This is a genomic window from Amycolatopsis halotolerans (assembly GCF_042647905.1).
Lineage (GTDB): Bacteria > Actinomycetota > Actinomycetes > Mycobacteriales > Pseudonocardiaceae > Amycolatopsis > Amycolatopsis halotolerans.
Genome location: NZ_JBHRWI010000004.1, coordinates 1 through 13,510 on the forward strand (window position 1 = coordinate 1; position 13,510 = coordinate 13,510).

Here is a 13,510-nt window from a genome sequence, read left to right on the forward strand (position 1 = left end):
GATAACCGCTGAAGGCATCTAAGCGGGAAGCCTGTTCCAAGATGAGGTATCCCACCCCGTGTGGGTTAAGGCCCCCAAGAGACGATTGGGTTGATAGGCCAGAAATGGAAGCACAGTAATGTGTTGTCGAGTTGACTGGTACTAATAGGCCGAGGACTTGCCCACAAAGATCGCTCGCATCCACTCTACGGTTCTGAAACACCACACCGGCTGTCACCATCGAGGTGGCGGGTGTGTGTTGTTTCGGAGTGTTTCGGTGGTTTTAGCGTCAGGGAAACGCCCGGTCCCATTCCGAACCCGGAAGCTAAGCCTGACTGCGCCGATGGTACTGCAACCGAAGGGTTGTGGGAGAGTAGGACACCGCCGAACTTAACCAAACAGTCTGGGCCCCGGTCGAGAACCCTCGCGGTTCTCCCGGGGCCCAGACTCATTTCCGGACCTGGAACGGCAAGGCCCGAACCCCCGCCGGGGTTCGGGCCTTCGTCATGTCCGGGTCACAGCGGCAACCCGCGGCCTCGGACGGGGGAGGAGAACACCAGCGAGGTCGTCGTCTCGCCGTAGCGATGGGCTCGCTCCACGAACTGCTCCAGCTCCGCCGTCGTACGGCAGTGCACCCGGAGCAGCCAGCATTCGTCTCCGGTGACATGGTCGGCGTCCGTGATCTCCGGCAGCGGGAGGATCGCGTCGCGGAACCGCGGGCCGTCCAGGCTGCGGACGCGGACCCGGACCATCGCCTGGATCGGACGGCCCAGCTTCTCCGGATCGACCCGCGCGGCGTAGCCGGTGATCACCCCGCGCTGCTCCAGTCGGCGCACCCGTTCCGTCACGGCCGGCGCGGACAGCGAGACCCGGCGGCCGAGCTCCGAGAACGTCAAGCGGCCGTCGGCCTGGAGCAGCTCCAGCAGGTGCCGATCGACGTCGTCCAATTCCACCTTCGGCACCTCTTCCACAAACTCCAGGCTAACTGCCGTGCAGGCCCGGAAAACCCTGGTGAGAGCGGCGGAACACCTGGATCTTCCTCTGTCTCCCACTGCCCTGGGAACGGAAGGATCAACAGCGTGAAACCTCGCATTCTCTCCCTTCCCATAGAAGCTCCTGCCAACGCCGTCGAGTACTTCGAGCGCGAACTCGCCTTCGAGGTCGACCCGGTCGACCTCGCCCTGGACCTGGCGGACGGACGCACCGACGGCTACGTCCTCGTCGAGACCCGCAGCCCCGGTGCCTACGCCGAAGCGCATCTGCCGGGCGCGATCTGCTTGCCGTACCGGGAAATGACCGAGGAAAGCACCCGCGACCTCGACCGGAGCCTCGTCTACGTCTGCTACTGCGAGAGCATCTACTGCAACGCCGCCACCCAGGGCGCGTACCGGCTCGCGCGGCTCGGCTTCACGGTGAAACGGCTCTCCGGCGGCATCACGGCCTGGCTCGCCCACGGCTATCCGACCGAGGCCGGCATGGCCGTACCCTGGACGGCGTGACTCGTCTGCTCATCATCCAGCCCGATGCCAGCAATCCCGTCGGGCCGCTCGGGGAGTGGCTCACCGAGGCGGGCGCTGAGCTCGACGTGCGGCTGCCGCCGGAGCAGGACCTGCCCGCGAGTCTCGACGGCTACGACGGGCTGATCTGCCTCGGCGGCGGCATGGGTGCGCTCGACGACTCCCAGCACCCCTGGCTTATCGACGTCCGGAAGCTTCTCGCCGCCGCGGCGGGCAAGGCCGTGCCGACGCTCGCGATCTGTCTCGGCGCGCAGCTGCTCGCCGTCGCGACCGGCGGGCAGGTCGCGGAGGGCGGGGCTGGTCCCGAGGTCGGGCCGGGGCTGGTGTCCAAGAAGGACGCCGCGTGGATCGATCCGCTCTTCGCGGACATGCCCTTCCTCCCGGATGTCCTGCAGTTCCACCGCGATGTCATCACCGTGCTGCCGGCGAGCGCCGAGCTGCTCGCGTCCACGCCGAAGTACGCGAACCAGGCCTACCGGATGAACCGTTGTGTCTACGGTGTCCAGTTCCACATCGAGACCACGCCGGACGTCGTCCTCGCCTGGGCCGAAGCGGAGCCGGAAATGGCGGAACTCACCCGTCCGGGCGCGCTCGAGGGCGAGAGCCTGATCTCTGCGCATGCGGAAATCGCGGAGACGTGGCGTCCGTTCGCGCGCCGGTTCGTCCAGTTGGCCGCCGGGCAGCTACAGGCGGCTCCGGAAAGTCAACGCCAGTTGCCGTTGGCTTAACGGATGACGTCGGGATCACTTACGGCGCGTTAACGGTTCACCCAAACGGTCAGGTACCTTGCGAGAGGTATTTCCGTAGGGTTCGGAGGTCGGGGTGGACCCCTCGCTGCTCGTCGTCGTCGTGATCTGCACGGCGCTGGTTTTCGATTTCACCAACGGCTTCCACGACACGGCGAACGCGATGGCGACCTCGATCGCCACCGGAGCACTCCGGCCCCGCGTCGCCGTCGCGATCTCCGCGGTCTTGAACCTGGCGGGCGCGTTCCTGTCGGTCGAGGTCGCGAAAACGATTTCCAGCGGTCTGGTCGACGAGACGAGGATCGGGCCCGCCATCGTGTTCGGCGGGCTCATCGGGGCGATTGTCTGGAACCTCTTCACCTGGTACGTCGGCCTGCCGTCGAGCTCGTCGCACGCGCTGTTCGGCGGCCTGATCGGCGCGACCTGGGTGTCCGCGGGCGCGGACTCCGTGCACTTCGCCAAGATCGTCGACAAGGTGCTCGTTCCGGCCGCCGCGTCCCCGATCATCGCTGGAGTGGCGGCGGCCGCGGTCACCTTCCTCGTCTACCGGTTCCTGGTCCGCAAGCGTGGCGGGCGCGGATTCCGGGTCGGCCAGATCGTCTCCGCGTCGCTCGTCTCGCTCGCGCACGGCACCAACGACGCGCAGAAGACGATGGGCGTCATCACCCTGACGCTCGTGGCGGCTGGCAGCCTCCCTGCCGGGTCGGCGCCGCCCGTCTGGGTGATCATCAGTGCCGCGTCCGCGCTCGCGCTGGGCACGTATCTCGGCGGCTGGCGGATCACCCACACCCTCGGCAAGGGCCTCACCGACATCGAAGGCCCGCAGGGCTTTTCCGCGCAGACCAGCAGCGCTGTCGTGATCCTGCTGTCCTCGCACCTCGGTTTCCCGCTGTCGACCACGCATGTGTGCTCGGGCGGCATCGTCGGCTCCGGCGTCGGCCGGCGCGAGGCTCCGGTGCGCTGGCGGATGGCAGGCCGGATGGTCATCGCTTGGCTGTTCACGCTGCCCGCGGCGGCGATCGTCGGCGCGGCGGCGGGCAAGATCGCTTCGCTCGGCGAGGCCGGGACCATCGCGGTCGGCGTCGCCGGAATTCTCTTCGCGGCCGGGATTTACCTCCTGTCGCGGCGCAAACCCGTCACCGCACACAGCTTCCAGGTCCCCGAGCCGTCCACCGCCGATACGGAACCGGACCGCCTGGCTGCCTGAACCGCCCCGTGTCCGGCTACGGTGTGAGCGATGGCAGAGCGCGCGCGGACCACAGCTTCGGCGGCCAGGTACGGCTTCACTGACACCCGGGCCGACGGTCAACTGCGCGCGGCGGGCTGGTGGACCGAAGGCGGACCCGCCGACGGTGCCACGGACGTCCTCCTCGCCTTGTCTCGCGCCGCGGATCCCGACCTTGCGCTGGCCGGGCTCGACCGCATCCGCGAGGCCGACGAGCCCGGCTGGCCCGACCTGGACAGCGCGCTCCGAGAGAACCGCACGTTCCGCGGGCGGCTCCTGGGCGTGCTCGGCACTTCCACCGCGTTGGCGGACTTCCTGGTCGCCAATCCCGGTGAGTGGCGCTGTCTGGCGGACAACCGCTGCACTGATCCGGCGAAGTTCGCGGAACGGCTGCTTGAGCGGGTCCGACAGGACGACGGAACGTACGTCACCGGAACCGCGGCCGAACACGAGCTCCGTGCTGGCTATCGCGGGCTGCTGCTCGGCATCGCCGCCGCTGACCTCGGACACCTCGTGGAGCCCGGGCTGGAACACCCGCAGTTCCGGGACGTCGCCAGCGAGCTGACCACTCTCGCCGAAGCGTCGCTGCAGGCTGGGCTCGTGGTCGCGGAGCAGGAGGTCGGGGCGTCCGCCGAAGGCACGCTCGCGGTGATCGCGATGGGCAAGACCGGCGGTCGCGAGCTGAACTACGTGAGCGACGTCGACGTCATCTTCGTCGGGACCGGTGACCTCGGCGTCGCGACCCGGCTGGCCAGCACGATGATGCGGCTGGTCGGCAACGCGTGCTTCGAGGTCGATGCGGCGTTGCGGCCCGAAGGCAAGAGCGGCGCGTTGGTGCGCACGCTCGAAGGACACACCGCGTACTACCGGAAATGGGCGAAGACCTGGGAGTTCCAGGCTTTGCTGAAGGCGCGTCCGGTGGCGGGAGACGCCGAGCTGGGGCGGCAGTACGCGGAGATGGTCGCGCCGATGGTGTGGTCGGCCGCGGACCGCGACAACTTCGTGACCGAGGTCCAGCAGATGCGCCGGCGGGTGGAGGACCACGTCGCGTCGGAGCATCTCGAACGCGAGCTGAAGCTGGGGCGCGGCGGACTGCGGGACGTCGAGTTCGCGGTGCAGCTGCTGCAACTCGTGCACGGCCGGGTGGATCCCGCGCTGCGCTCGCCGTCCACTTTGGATGCCCTGGCCGCGCTTGGCGACGGCGGGTACGTGGGCCGTGCGGACGCGGCGGAGATGAGTTCGTCGTACGAGTTCCTGCGCACCGTCGAGCACCGCCTGCAGCTGCGCCGGTTGCGGCGGACGCACCTGTTCCCCGCCTCGTCGGACACCGATGAGCTGCGGATTCTTGCCCGCGCCTGCGGGATTCGGCCGGTTCGCGGGCGCAGCCAAGGCGAGGCGCTGCTGGCCGAGTTCCGCCGCCACGCGCAGGGGATTCGGCGGCTGCACGAGAAGGTCTTCTACCGTCCGCTGCTGCAGTCGGTCGCGAATGTGCCGACGGAAGCGTTGCGGCTCACCACGAAACAGGCCGCCAGCCGGCTCGCCGCGCTCGGGTACGCCGCGCCGGAAGGGGCGCTGCAGCACATCAAGGCGCTGACCTCGGGGGTGTCGCGGCGCGCGGCGATTCAGCAGGCGCTGCTTCCGGTGTTGCTCGACTGCCTGGCCGATACGCCGGATCCGGACGGCGGTCTGCTCTCGTATCGCAAGGTGTCCGAGGCGCTTCAGGACACGCCCTGGTACCTGCGGGTGCTGCGTGACGAGGGCACTGTCGTCGAGCGGTTGGCCTTCCTGCTTGGCACGTCGAACTTGGTGCCGGACCTGCTCGTCCGCGCGCCGGAAGTGCTTCAGCTGCTGGGAGATCCGGCGCGGCTGACCGGACGCACTCCGGCCGAGGTGGCGACGTCGCTGCGGGCTGCCGTGCGTCGTCAGCCCGGGTTGAGCGCCGCCGTCACCGCTGCCCGGTCGTTGCGGCGGCATGAGCTGCTGCGTGTCGCGTGCGCGGATTTGTTGGGACTGCTGGATGTTCCGTCGGTCTGCGAAGCGCTGTCGAGCGTGTGGGTGGCGGTGCTGCAGGGTGCGCTGTCGGCGGCTTACCGGCAACGGCAGGCTGAGCTGGGGCGTACCCCGGCGACGATCGCGGTGATCGGCATGGGCCGGCTCGGCGGAGCGGAACTGGGCTACGGCTCGGACGCCGACGTTCTCTTCGTCTGCGAGCCCGCCGAAGGGGTTCCGGACGCCGAAGCGCTGCGGTTCGCCTCTTCGGTCGCGGAGACGGTGCGGAAGATCCTCGGCGCGCCGAGCGCGGACCCGGCGCTGGTCGTCGATGCCGATCTCCGTCCGGAAGGACGCAGCGGGCCGCTGGTCCGGACACTGGAGTCGTACCGGGCGTACTACCAGCGCTGGGGCGAGGTGTGGGAGTCGCAGGCGTTGCTGCGGGCCCGGTTCGTCGCCGGTGACGAGGAGCTCGGCCAGCGGTTCATCGAGATGATCGACCCGTTGCGCTATCCCGACGGCGGGCTCGACCCGACGGACGCGCGCGAGATCCGGCGGATCAAGGCCCGGGTGGAGACCGAACGTCTCCCGCGCGGTGCCGACCCGACGCGGCACACGAAGCTCGGCCGCGGCGGTCTCGCAGACGTCGAGTGGACCGTCCAGCTTCTGCAGTTGCAGCACGCGCACGAGGTGCCTGGCCTGCGGACGACGTCGACTCTCGACGCACTGACCGCCTTGGCCGAAGCGGGCCTCGCGCCTGCCGAGTCGGTGGAGTCGTTGCGCGAGGCATGGCTGCTGGCCACGCGCGTGCGCAACGCGACGATGCTGGTGCGCGGCAAGGCTGCGGACGAGGTGCCCGGCACCGGCCGCGACCTGGCCGCGGTGGCGCGCGTGTTCGGCTACTCGGTGGACGACGACCCGGGCGAGTTCCTCGACGCCTACCGCCGTGTGACGAGGCACGCGCATGCCGTGGTCGAGGAACTTTTCTACGACAACTAACGTGGGCTGCGTGACTGACCGCGAACCGTTCCGCACCCGGATCAAGGTGCGCCACTACGAACTCGACACGCTGGGCCACCTGAACCACGCCGTGTACCACTCGTACGGCGAGGTCTCGCGACTGGAAGTCGTCGAGGCAGCCGGCGGCGCGGGCCTGTACGAATCCGGGCTCGCGGCGGTGCTGCTCGAATCGAACATCGTGTACCGGCGGGAACTGCGCGCCGGTGACGAGGTGGACGTAACCTGCGACGCTTCGTTCGGCGACGGCAAGGTGTTCTGGATGACCTCGCGGATTGTGAAGCTGGACGGGACACTGTCGGCCGAGATCAAGTGCACGCTGGGGCTGATGGACCTGGAGAAGCGCAAGCTGGTGCCGGATCCGCGGGGGCATTTCGAGCGGGCCGGGGTTGATCTGAAGGTGTTGTCCACTTCGGAATGATCCGCGGAATGGCGATAACGGCTTAGGCTATCGGGTAAAAGCGCACGTCTCCTCGTGTGAGCATTTCTCGAAGATTCGTTTTTACGCGGTGGTCGCGCGCTTTCCTGTCGGAGCCGATTGCGTTGTCTGTGCGTCGTGCCGCGTACGGGCGGCCGAAATCTCCTCGCCGTGCTCCTCGCTCCAGTCGATGAGACTGCGCAGCCGTCCGCTCAGGTCGTGCCCGATGGCGGTGAGCGAGTACGAGACGCGCAGCGGCGTCTCGGTTTCGATCGTGCGGTCGAGCAGCCCGTCGCGCACCAAGGTGCGCAGGTTCTGCGCCAGCATCTTCTCGCTGATCCCGCCGATCCGGTCGCGAAGCTGCGCGAACCGCAGCGCGCCCGGCGCGAGTGCCAGGAGGATGAGCAGGCCCCAGCGGCTGGTCACCTGTTCGAAGAGCGGGCGGCCGGGGCAGTCCTTGCGGAACGTCGCGTCCAGCGGCGCGGCGGCCGGGTTTTGTCCGGGGCTGGTCGCGTTCACGAATGGACCTTACCAAATTGTCAGTGCTTTTCAGTGCGGCGCAGGGGTCCCTATTCTTGCGGCATGACGAAGATCGCGGTCGAAATCTGGTCCGACTTTCTGTGCCCGTGGTGCTATCTCGGCAAGCGGCGGTTCGAGGCCGCGCTGTCCGAATTCGAGCGCGCTGAGGACGTGCGCGTCCGGTGGCGCAGTTACGACCTGCACCCCGACGAAAAGAAGGTGCCGGACCTGACAATCCCGCGCAGACTCGAACGGGACCTCGGGCTCAGCCTCTCCGAAGCGGAGGCCGCGGTCGACCAGGTCGGCGAGCTGGCCGCGGAGCTGGGGTTGCGCTATCGGATGCGGGACGCGCTCCTGGTGAACTCGTTCGACGCGCACCGGCTCGCGCACTTCGCGGAGGCCCGCGGGCACGGGAACGACTTCCGCGAACGGCTGATGCGGGCCTATACCGGCGAAGGGGCGAATATCGCCGACCATGCTTCGCTGCTGCAGTTCGGTGTCGACGCCGGGCTCGACAAGGACGACGCGCGAGCATTGCTCGACAGCGACGATTACTCGGACGCTGTCCGGGATGACCACCGCGAAGGACGGGCGTTCGGCGTAAGCGGCGTTCCGACCGTGATCGTCAACCGTCAGTTCGTGGTCTCCGGAGCCGCGTCCTCGGCCGCTTATCTCGACGCCCTCCGCCGAGCCGTCACGGCCTGACCCGGCGGGCTGGTCAGCGCTACCCTGGTCAGAGAGCCTTGGGGGCGTTCATGGTGGGAAGCTCGGTGCAGGTGTCGCTCGACGGCTGCACTCTTCGCGGGCAGACGGCCGGAGAAGGTCCGCTGCTGGTGCTGGTGCCAGGCGGAGCCGGTCAGGCACATCAGACAGATCCGATGCGGGAGATGCTCAAGCCGCGGTTCGAGGTGGTCTCCTACGATCGCCGCGGCATCTCGCGCAGTCCTCTTGCCTCGGGCATGACGGCTCCGACGATCCAGACGCATGCCGATGACCTGCACGGCTTGATCGAGACGCTCGGCGGCGGCGTCTTGCTCTTCGCCACGAGCATCGGCTGTCTGATCGCTCTGGATCTCTTTGCCCGCTACCCGCACGACGTCGTGAAGCTGGTCGCTCACGAACCGCCGGACACTCATCTGCTCAGCGGCGCGGTGCGGGAAGAAACGGACGCCGGTCTCGCGCGCCTGGCCCAGACCTTCCAGATCGACGGCACCGGAGCGGCGCTGGGGCAACTCGGCGCGCTGATCGGCCTGAATCCGGCAGAGCGCGAGGCCGATGCTCCGGAACTCGCGGTGACGCCGCAGTTTGTTCAGGACATGTCGTTCTACTTCGAACACGATCTTGGCGCCGCGCGCGAGTACCGCCTGGATATCGAGGCCCTTCGCGCGCACCGAGACCGGGTGATCGTGGGCGCGGGCGAGCAGTCCGGCACGCTGTGGACTCGCCTCTGCGCGCAAGCACTGGCACAAGAGCTGGACCTGCCGTTGACTTCGTGGCCCGGCGGGCACAACGGTCCGACGGCGTATCCGAAAGCCAGCGCCAGGGCCGTCATCGAAGCCCTCGCCGAGGCCTGACGCGGGTCAGTCCAGCCGCATTCCGTGCCACACCAGGTCGACCACTCCTTCGGTCTCTGCCTTCCAATTCCCTTCCGGGGTGAGGAAAAACAGCCCGCCGAGGCCGCGCATCAGGGTGTCCGTCTTCAGGTCCGGCCGGATCGTGCCCGCCTCCGCGTTGGCCTTCCGGAGGGTGTCCAGCGCGTCGAGCATCCGCGCGTACGCCTGCGTCGGCAGTTCGCTCTGCGACGCGCGCAACGCGTTGGCCAGCCCGCGTTTCGTCATCATGTAGTGCGCCAGGTGGTCCACGATCCAGACGCGCAGCGCCTGATCGGGGGAATGTTTGGCGAGTAATTCGGGCACGATCTCGACGAGCTGGTTCACCTCGCGCTCGTAGACGGCCAGCACCAGCGACTCCGGCGTGGGGAAGTGCCGGTACACCGTGCCGACGCCGACGCCCGCTTCCTTGGCGACCGCGTTGAACGACACTTCTCCCGCTCGGCTCACGGTTTCCGCGGCCACCGCCAGGATCCGTTCGTGGTTGCGCCGGGTGTCCGCCCGCCGCGGGCTCACCGGCATCGCGCCTCCCGCGTTTGCTTCGCCTTGTCTGACCTGGAGCTGCTCCAGCCCCACCTGGAGCAGCTCCACTTCGTTGCGTAGCGGATTCTAATCCGCTAGCCTCGTTCAAAGCGAGCCAAGCGGATGAATATCCGGTTTACCCCGGCGGCTCGTGTTCCCGAAGGGCCGTCACCACCACCATCACGCCGCAGGACGTCCGCCGCGGACGGGCTGCGGGAAAGCGAACCCTACTGTGGACATTTCCCTTGAAGTCAATGGAAGAACCGAACAGGTCAGCGTCGAGCCGGGAGTGACCCTCCTGGACGCGCTGCGCGAGCGGCTCGGCGTCACCGGCCCGAAGAAGGGCTGCGACCGCGGCCAGTGCGGCGCGTGCACCGTGCACGTCGACGGCAAGCCGGTGCTGTCCTGTCTCACGCTCGCGGCCGTCGTGCGCGGTCCCGTCACCACCGTCGAAGGACTGTCCACTGAGGACGAACTGCACCCGGTGCAGCAGGCGTTCGTGGACCAGGACGCGCTGCAGTGCGGGTTCTGCACGTCCGGTCAGGTGATGTCGGCGGTCGCCGCGGTGCGCGACGACGTGTCCGACGTCCGCGAGTTCATGTCCGGAAATCTGTGCCGCTGTTCGGCTTATCCGAACATCGTGCGCGCCGTGGAGCAGGCGAGGCAGGCCGATGCGACCGTTTGAGCTCACCGCACCCGCCACGGTCGAGGACGCGCTGGGCAGCGCGGGAACCTACCTGGCCGGCGGCACCACCCTGGTCGACCTGATGAAGCTCGACGTCCTCACCCCGCAGCAGGTGCTGGACATCAACGACCTGCCGCTGCGGGGCATCGACACCGCCGACGGCCTGCGCTTCGGCGCGCTGGAGCGGATGGGCGACATCGCCGCGCATCCCGGCGTGTACCCGGCGATCTCGCGCGCGCTGCTGCTCAGCGCGTCGCAGCAGCTGCGGAACATGGCCAGCATCGGCGGCAACCTGATGCAGCGCACGCGGTGCTCGTACTTCCGTGACGTAGCCATGCCGTGCAACCGGCGTTCGCCGGGCAGCGGGTGTTCGGCGATTTCCGGCGTCAACCGGATGCACGCGATCCTCGGCACCAGCGACTCCTGCGTGGCCACCCACGCCAGCGACGTCGCGGTCGCGCTGGTCGCGCTCGACGCGGAGGTCGTGCTGGCCAGCGCCGAGGGCACCCGCACGGTCGCGCTCACCGAGTTCTACCGCGAACCGGGCGACACCCCGGAAATCGAGCACGACCTGCGTCCCGGCGAGCTGATCACCGAGGTGCGCGTGCCGCGGCTCGACTGGGCGGAGAACTCCACGTACGTCAAGATCCGCGACCGGCAGTCGTACGAGTTCGCGCTGTGCTCGGCGGCGGTCGCGCTCGACGTGCGCGACGGGAAGATCGCCGACGCCCGCGTGGCGGCGGGCGGGGTCGGGACGGTGCCGTGGCGCCTGCCCGCCGTGGAAGAGGCGCTGCGCGGCGCGGAGCTGACTGAGGAAGCCTTCGCCGCTGCCGCCGCGGTGGCTGTCGAGGGGGCAAAGCCGTTGTCCGGCAACGTGTTCAAACCTTCGCTGCTGAAGCGGACGATCGTCCGCGCGCTGCTCGAACTGACCGAAGGGAGCCGGGCATGACTGCGCGGCTGGACGGTCCGCGGAAAGTCACCGGCCAGGCCGATTACGCGCTGGACCGCACGTTCCCGGGCATGTTGTACGGGTACATCGTGCTCAGCACGATCGCGCACGGCGAGGTCACCGCGATGGACGTGACCGCGGCGAAGGGCGCGCCCGGCGTCGTCGGTGTTTACAGCCCGTTCGACCCGCTCGAGCTGCACCCGTTCAAGTCGCAGCTGATGGGCGACGTGTGGCTGCCGCTGCACGACCGGGACGTCGTGTTCTACGGGCAGCCGATCGGGCTGGTCGTCGCGGAGACGTTCGAGCAGGCGCGGGACGCGGCGGGGCTGATCGAGGTCTCGTATCAGGAGAAGCCCGCGCAGACGTCGATGGAGGACGGGCTCGCGACCGCGGAGGACGCGCCGGAGAGCCGGGGAGCCGCGCCGTCGATCGAGGTGCTCGCCGACGGCGTCGAGTCCATTGTGGACGCACTGGCGCAGAGTCCGGTCGTCGTCTCGCAGACGTACCGCACCGCGACGCAGAACCACGCGGCGATGGAACCGCATTCGGCGGTCGCGAAGTGGGACGGCGGCAAACTCACTCTCTACAGCGGAAACCAGGCCAGCCACCTGCAGGCCATGGAAATGTCCGGGGTGCTGGGCATCGAACCGTCGGCCATCCACGCGGTGAACCCGTATGTGGGCGGGGCGTTCGGCGGCAAGGCGGGCACTTCGGCGCCGGGCATGCTGGCCGCCGCCGCGGCCAAGGCGCTGGACCGTCCGGTGAAGTGCGCGCTCACCCGTGAGCAGGTGTTCACGGCGACCGCGAACCGGCCGGCCACGGTGCAGAAGGTCGCACTGGGCGCGGACCGCGACGGCACGCTGATCGCGGTGCAGCACGATTCCTGGTCCGCCACGTCGATGAGCCGGTCCTTTGTGGAGCCGACGTCGCACGGCACCTCGCGCGAGTGGTACGCGACGCAGAACCTGTCGATCAGCCAGAAGATGGTGCCGCTGCACATCCCGCCGGGCACGTTCATGCGCGCGCCGGGGGAGGCGTCGGGGTCGTTCGCGCTCGAAAGCGCCGTCGACGAACTCGCGATCGCGCTCGAGATGGACCCGATCGAACTGCGCAGGCGCAACAGTTCGCTCGCTCCTCCCGGGGTCGATCTGCAGTGGTCGAGCAAGCACCTCGACGAGTGCTACGAGATCGGGGCGCAGCGGTTCGGCTGGGCGAACCGGTCGCCGCGCGGGCACGTCGACGGGGACTGGCTCGTCGGCATGGGCACGGCGACCGCGATGTTCCCGGGGCTGCGCTTCCCGGCGACGGTCGAGATCACGCTCAACGCGGACGAGACCGCGGACGTGTCCACGAGCGGGGCGGACCCGGGCACCGGGCTGCTCACCGTGCTGGCCACGATCGGGGCCGAATCCCTCGACATCGAACCGGAACGCGTCACCCCGCACCTGGGCGATTCGCGGTACGCGCCGGGCGGGATGTCCGGCGGCTCGACCGCGACGGCGAGCACCGGCACCGCGATCATGCTCGCGGCGACGGAGTTGCTCGACGAACTGGTGGCGCTCGCCGCCGAACCGGGCGCGCCGTTCGAGGGCGAGGTGGTCACGTACGCCGAGGGTCTGCTGCACGGCAACCGCGGGACCATGCCGTTCGGCGAACTGCTGCGCGCGATCGGCCGGGAGTCCTTGTCCGCCAAGGGTTCCTCCGCACCGGGCGAGGAGATGACGAAGCATTCGTTCAGCTCCTTCGGCGCGCAGTTCTGCGAGGTCCGGGTGCACCGGCTGACCCGGGAGGTCCGGGTGTCGAGGATGCTGGGCGTCTTCGACGGCGGCCGGATCATCAACCCGACGCAGGCGAGGAGCCAGCTGTCCGGCGGCATGATCTGGGGCGTGTCCGCGGCTCTGCACGAGGGGCTGGAAGTGGAGCCGAGCGGGCGCTTCGCGAACGCTGACTTCGCGAGTTACCTGCTGCCGGTCAACGCCGACATCCCGGAGATCGACGTGCAGTTCGTCGAATACCCGGACACGCTGCACAACGCGGTCGGCGCCCGCGGTGTCGGCGAAATCGGCGCGGTGGGCATGGCGGCCGCGGTGGCGAACGCGGTGTGCAACGCGACCGGCGTTCGGGTGCGGAGCATTCCGATCATGATTGAGGATCTGCTGGTGGACTGACCCGGGTGGGGGCGTCCGGGTTCGGGCGCCCCTTCGCCGGGGTCTAGGGCACATGCCAGGGACCTAACGCGGCGCCGCGGGTGCAGTTTGCCCAGGTCAAAGGACCTGGGGCGGGGCCAGGCGTCCGTGCGGGGAACCCTGAGGGACTCAGAGTCCCCTAGGGTTC

The 13,510-nt window shown here is 68.8% G+C and carries 13 protein-coding genes and 2 rRNA genes; 12 read left to right on the forward strand and 3 right to left on the reverse strand.

Annotated features, from left to right (window positions below; translation table 11 throughout):
- Both ACFORO_RS02540 and rrf read left to right on the forward strand, forming a co-directional pair.
- Nucleotides 1-165 (forward strand): 23S ribosomal RNA (locus tag ACFORO_RS02540); the annotation flags it as partial.
- Nucleotides 166-252: 87 nt separating this feature from the next.
- Nucleotides 253-369 (forward strand): 5S ribosomal RNA (gene rrf, locus ACFORO_RS02545).
- Between the two features lie 125 nt (nt 370-494).
- On the opposite strand, the gene ACFORO_RS02550 is transcribed toward rrf, so the two are convergent.
- Nucleotides 495-932, reverse strand: coding sequence for an Lrp/AsnC family transcriptional regulator (locus tag ACFORO_RS02550; protein ID WP_377869636.1), 438 nt, complete (start codon nt 930-932; stop codon nt 495-497).
- A gap of 126 nt (nt 933-1,058) precedes the next feature.
- Between ACFORO_RS02550 and ACFORO_RS02555 the strand changes: the two genes are divergently transcribed.
- The 5 genes from ACFORO_RS02555 to ACFORO_RS02575 all read left to right on the forward strand — a co-directional run bounded on the left by ACFORO_RS02555 (nt 1,059) and on the right by ACFORO_RS02575 (nt 6,894).
- Nucleotides 1,059-1,478: a rhodanese-like domain-containing protein gene (locus ACFORO_RS02555; protein ID WP_377869309.1), complete on the forward strand. Its 420-nt coding sequence runs from the start codon at nt 1,059-1,061 to the stop codon at nt 1,476-1,478.
- Nucleotides 1,475-2,224 carry a type 1 glutamine amidotransferase gene (locus ACFORO_RS02560; protein ID WP_377869310.1) on the forward strand — a complete coding sequence of 250 codons (750 nt, stop codon included), beginning with the start codon at nt 1,475-1,477 and terminating at the stop codon, nt 2,222-2,224. Before ACFORO_RS02555 ends, ACFORO_RS02560 begins: the two co-directional genes overlap by 4 nt.
- A 94-nt stretch (nt 2,225-2,318) precedes the next feature.
- The gene (locus tag ACFORO_RS02565; protein WP_377869311.1) at nt 2,319-3,449 is read left to right on the forward strand and encodes an inorganic phosphate transporter; all 1,131 of its coding nucleotides are present in this window, start codon (nt 2,319-2,321) and stop codon (nt 3,447-3,449) included.
- 30 nt (nt 3,450-3,479) lie between these two features.
- Nucleotides 3,480-6,455 carry a bifunctional [glutamine synthetase] adenylyltransferase/[glutamine synthetase]-adenylyl-L-tyrosine phosphorylase gene (locus ACFORO_RS02570; protein ID WP_377869312.1) on the forward strand — a complete coding sequence of 992 codons (2,976 nt, stop codon included), beginning with the start codon at nt 3,480-3,482 and terminating at the stop codon, nt 6,453-6,455.
- Nucleotides 6,456-6,465: 10 nt separating this feature from the next.
- Nucleotides 6,466-6,894: an acyl-CoA thioesterase gene (locus ACFORO_RS02575; protein WP_377869313.1), complete on the forward strand. Its 429-nt coding sequence runs from the start codon at nt 6,466-6,468 to the stop codon at nt 6,892-6,894.
- A gap of 81 nt (nt 6,895-6,975) precedes the next feature.
- Here ACFORO_RS02575 and ACFORO_RS02580 read toward each other — a convergent pair whose 3' ends face one another.
- A complete protein-coding gene (locus tag ACFORO_RS02580) occupies nt 6,976-7,410 on the reverse strand; it encodes a winged helix-turn-helix transcriptional regulator (RefSeq protein WP_377869314.1) in 435 nt (144 codons plus the stop codon).
- Nucleotides 7,411-7,473: 63 nt separating this feature from the next.
- Between ACFORO_RS02580 and ACFORO_RS02585 the strand changes: the two genes are divergently transcribed.
- Nucleotides 7,474-8,115, forward strand: coding sequence for a DsbA family oxidoreductase (locus ACFORO_RS02585; RefSeq protein WP_377869315.1), 642 nt, complete (start codon nt 7,474-7,476; stop codon nt 8,113-8,115).
- Nucleotides 8,116-8,180: 65 nt separating this feature from the next.
- A complete protein-coding gene (locus ACFORO_RS02590) occupies nt 8,181-8,984 on the forward strand; it encodes an alpha/beta fold hydrolase (protein ID WP_377869316.1) in 804 nt (267 codons plus the stop codon).
- 6 nt (nt 8,985-8,990) lie between these two features.
- On the opposite strand, the gene ACFORO_RS02595 is transcribed toward ACFORO_RS02590, so the two are convergent.
- Nucleotides 8,991-9,542 carry a TetR/AcrR family transcriptional regulator gene (locus tag ACFORO_RS02595; RefSeq protein ID WP_354747812.1) on the reverse strand — a complete coding sequence of 184 codons (552 nt, stop codon included), beginning with the start codon at nt 9,540-9,542 and terminating at the stop codon, nt 8,991-8,993.
- A 232-nt stretch (nt 9,543-9,774) separates the two neighbouring features.
- Between ACFORO_RS02595 and ACFORO_RS02600 the strand changes: the two genes are divergently transcribed.
- Genes ACFORO_RS02600 through ACFORO_RS02610 form a run of 3 tightly spaced genes read left to right on the forward strand, consistent with a single transcriptional unit; the run spans nt 9,775 to nt 13,344 of the window.
- A complete protein-coding gene (locus ACFORO_RS02600) occupies nt 9,775-10,227 on the forward strand; it encodes a (2Fe-2S)-binding protein (protein ID WP_377869317.1) in 453 nt (150 codons plus the stop codon).
- Entirely contained in the window at nt 10,214-11,176 is a 963-nt protein-coding gene (locus ACFORO_RS02605) for an FAD binding domain-containing protein (RefSeq protein ID WP_354747816.1), read from the forward strand. Before ACFORO_RS02600 ends, ACFORO_RS02605 begins: the two co-directional genes overlap by 14 nt.
- Complete coding sequence (locus tag ACFORO_RS02610) at nt 11,173-13,344, forward strand: xanthine dehydrogenase family protein molybdopterin-binding subunit (RefSeq protein WP_377869318.1); 2,172 nt, start codon at nt 11,173-11,175, stop codon at nt 13,342-13,344. The genes ACFORO_RS02605 and ACFORO_RS02610 overlap by 4 nt, the downstream gene beginning before the upstream one ends.
- Nucleotides 13,345-13,510 lie beyond the last annotated feature (166 nt).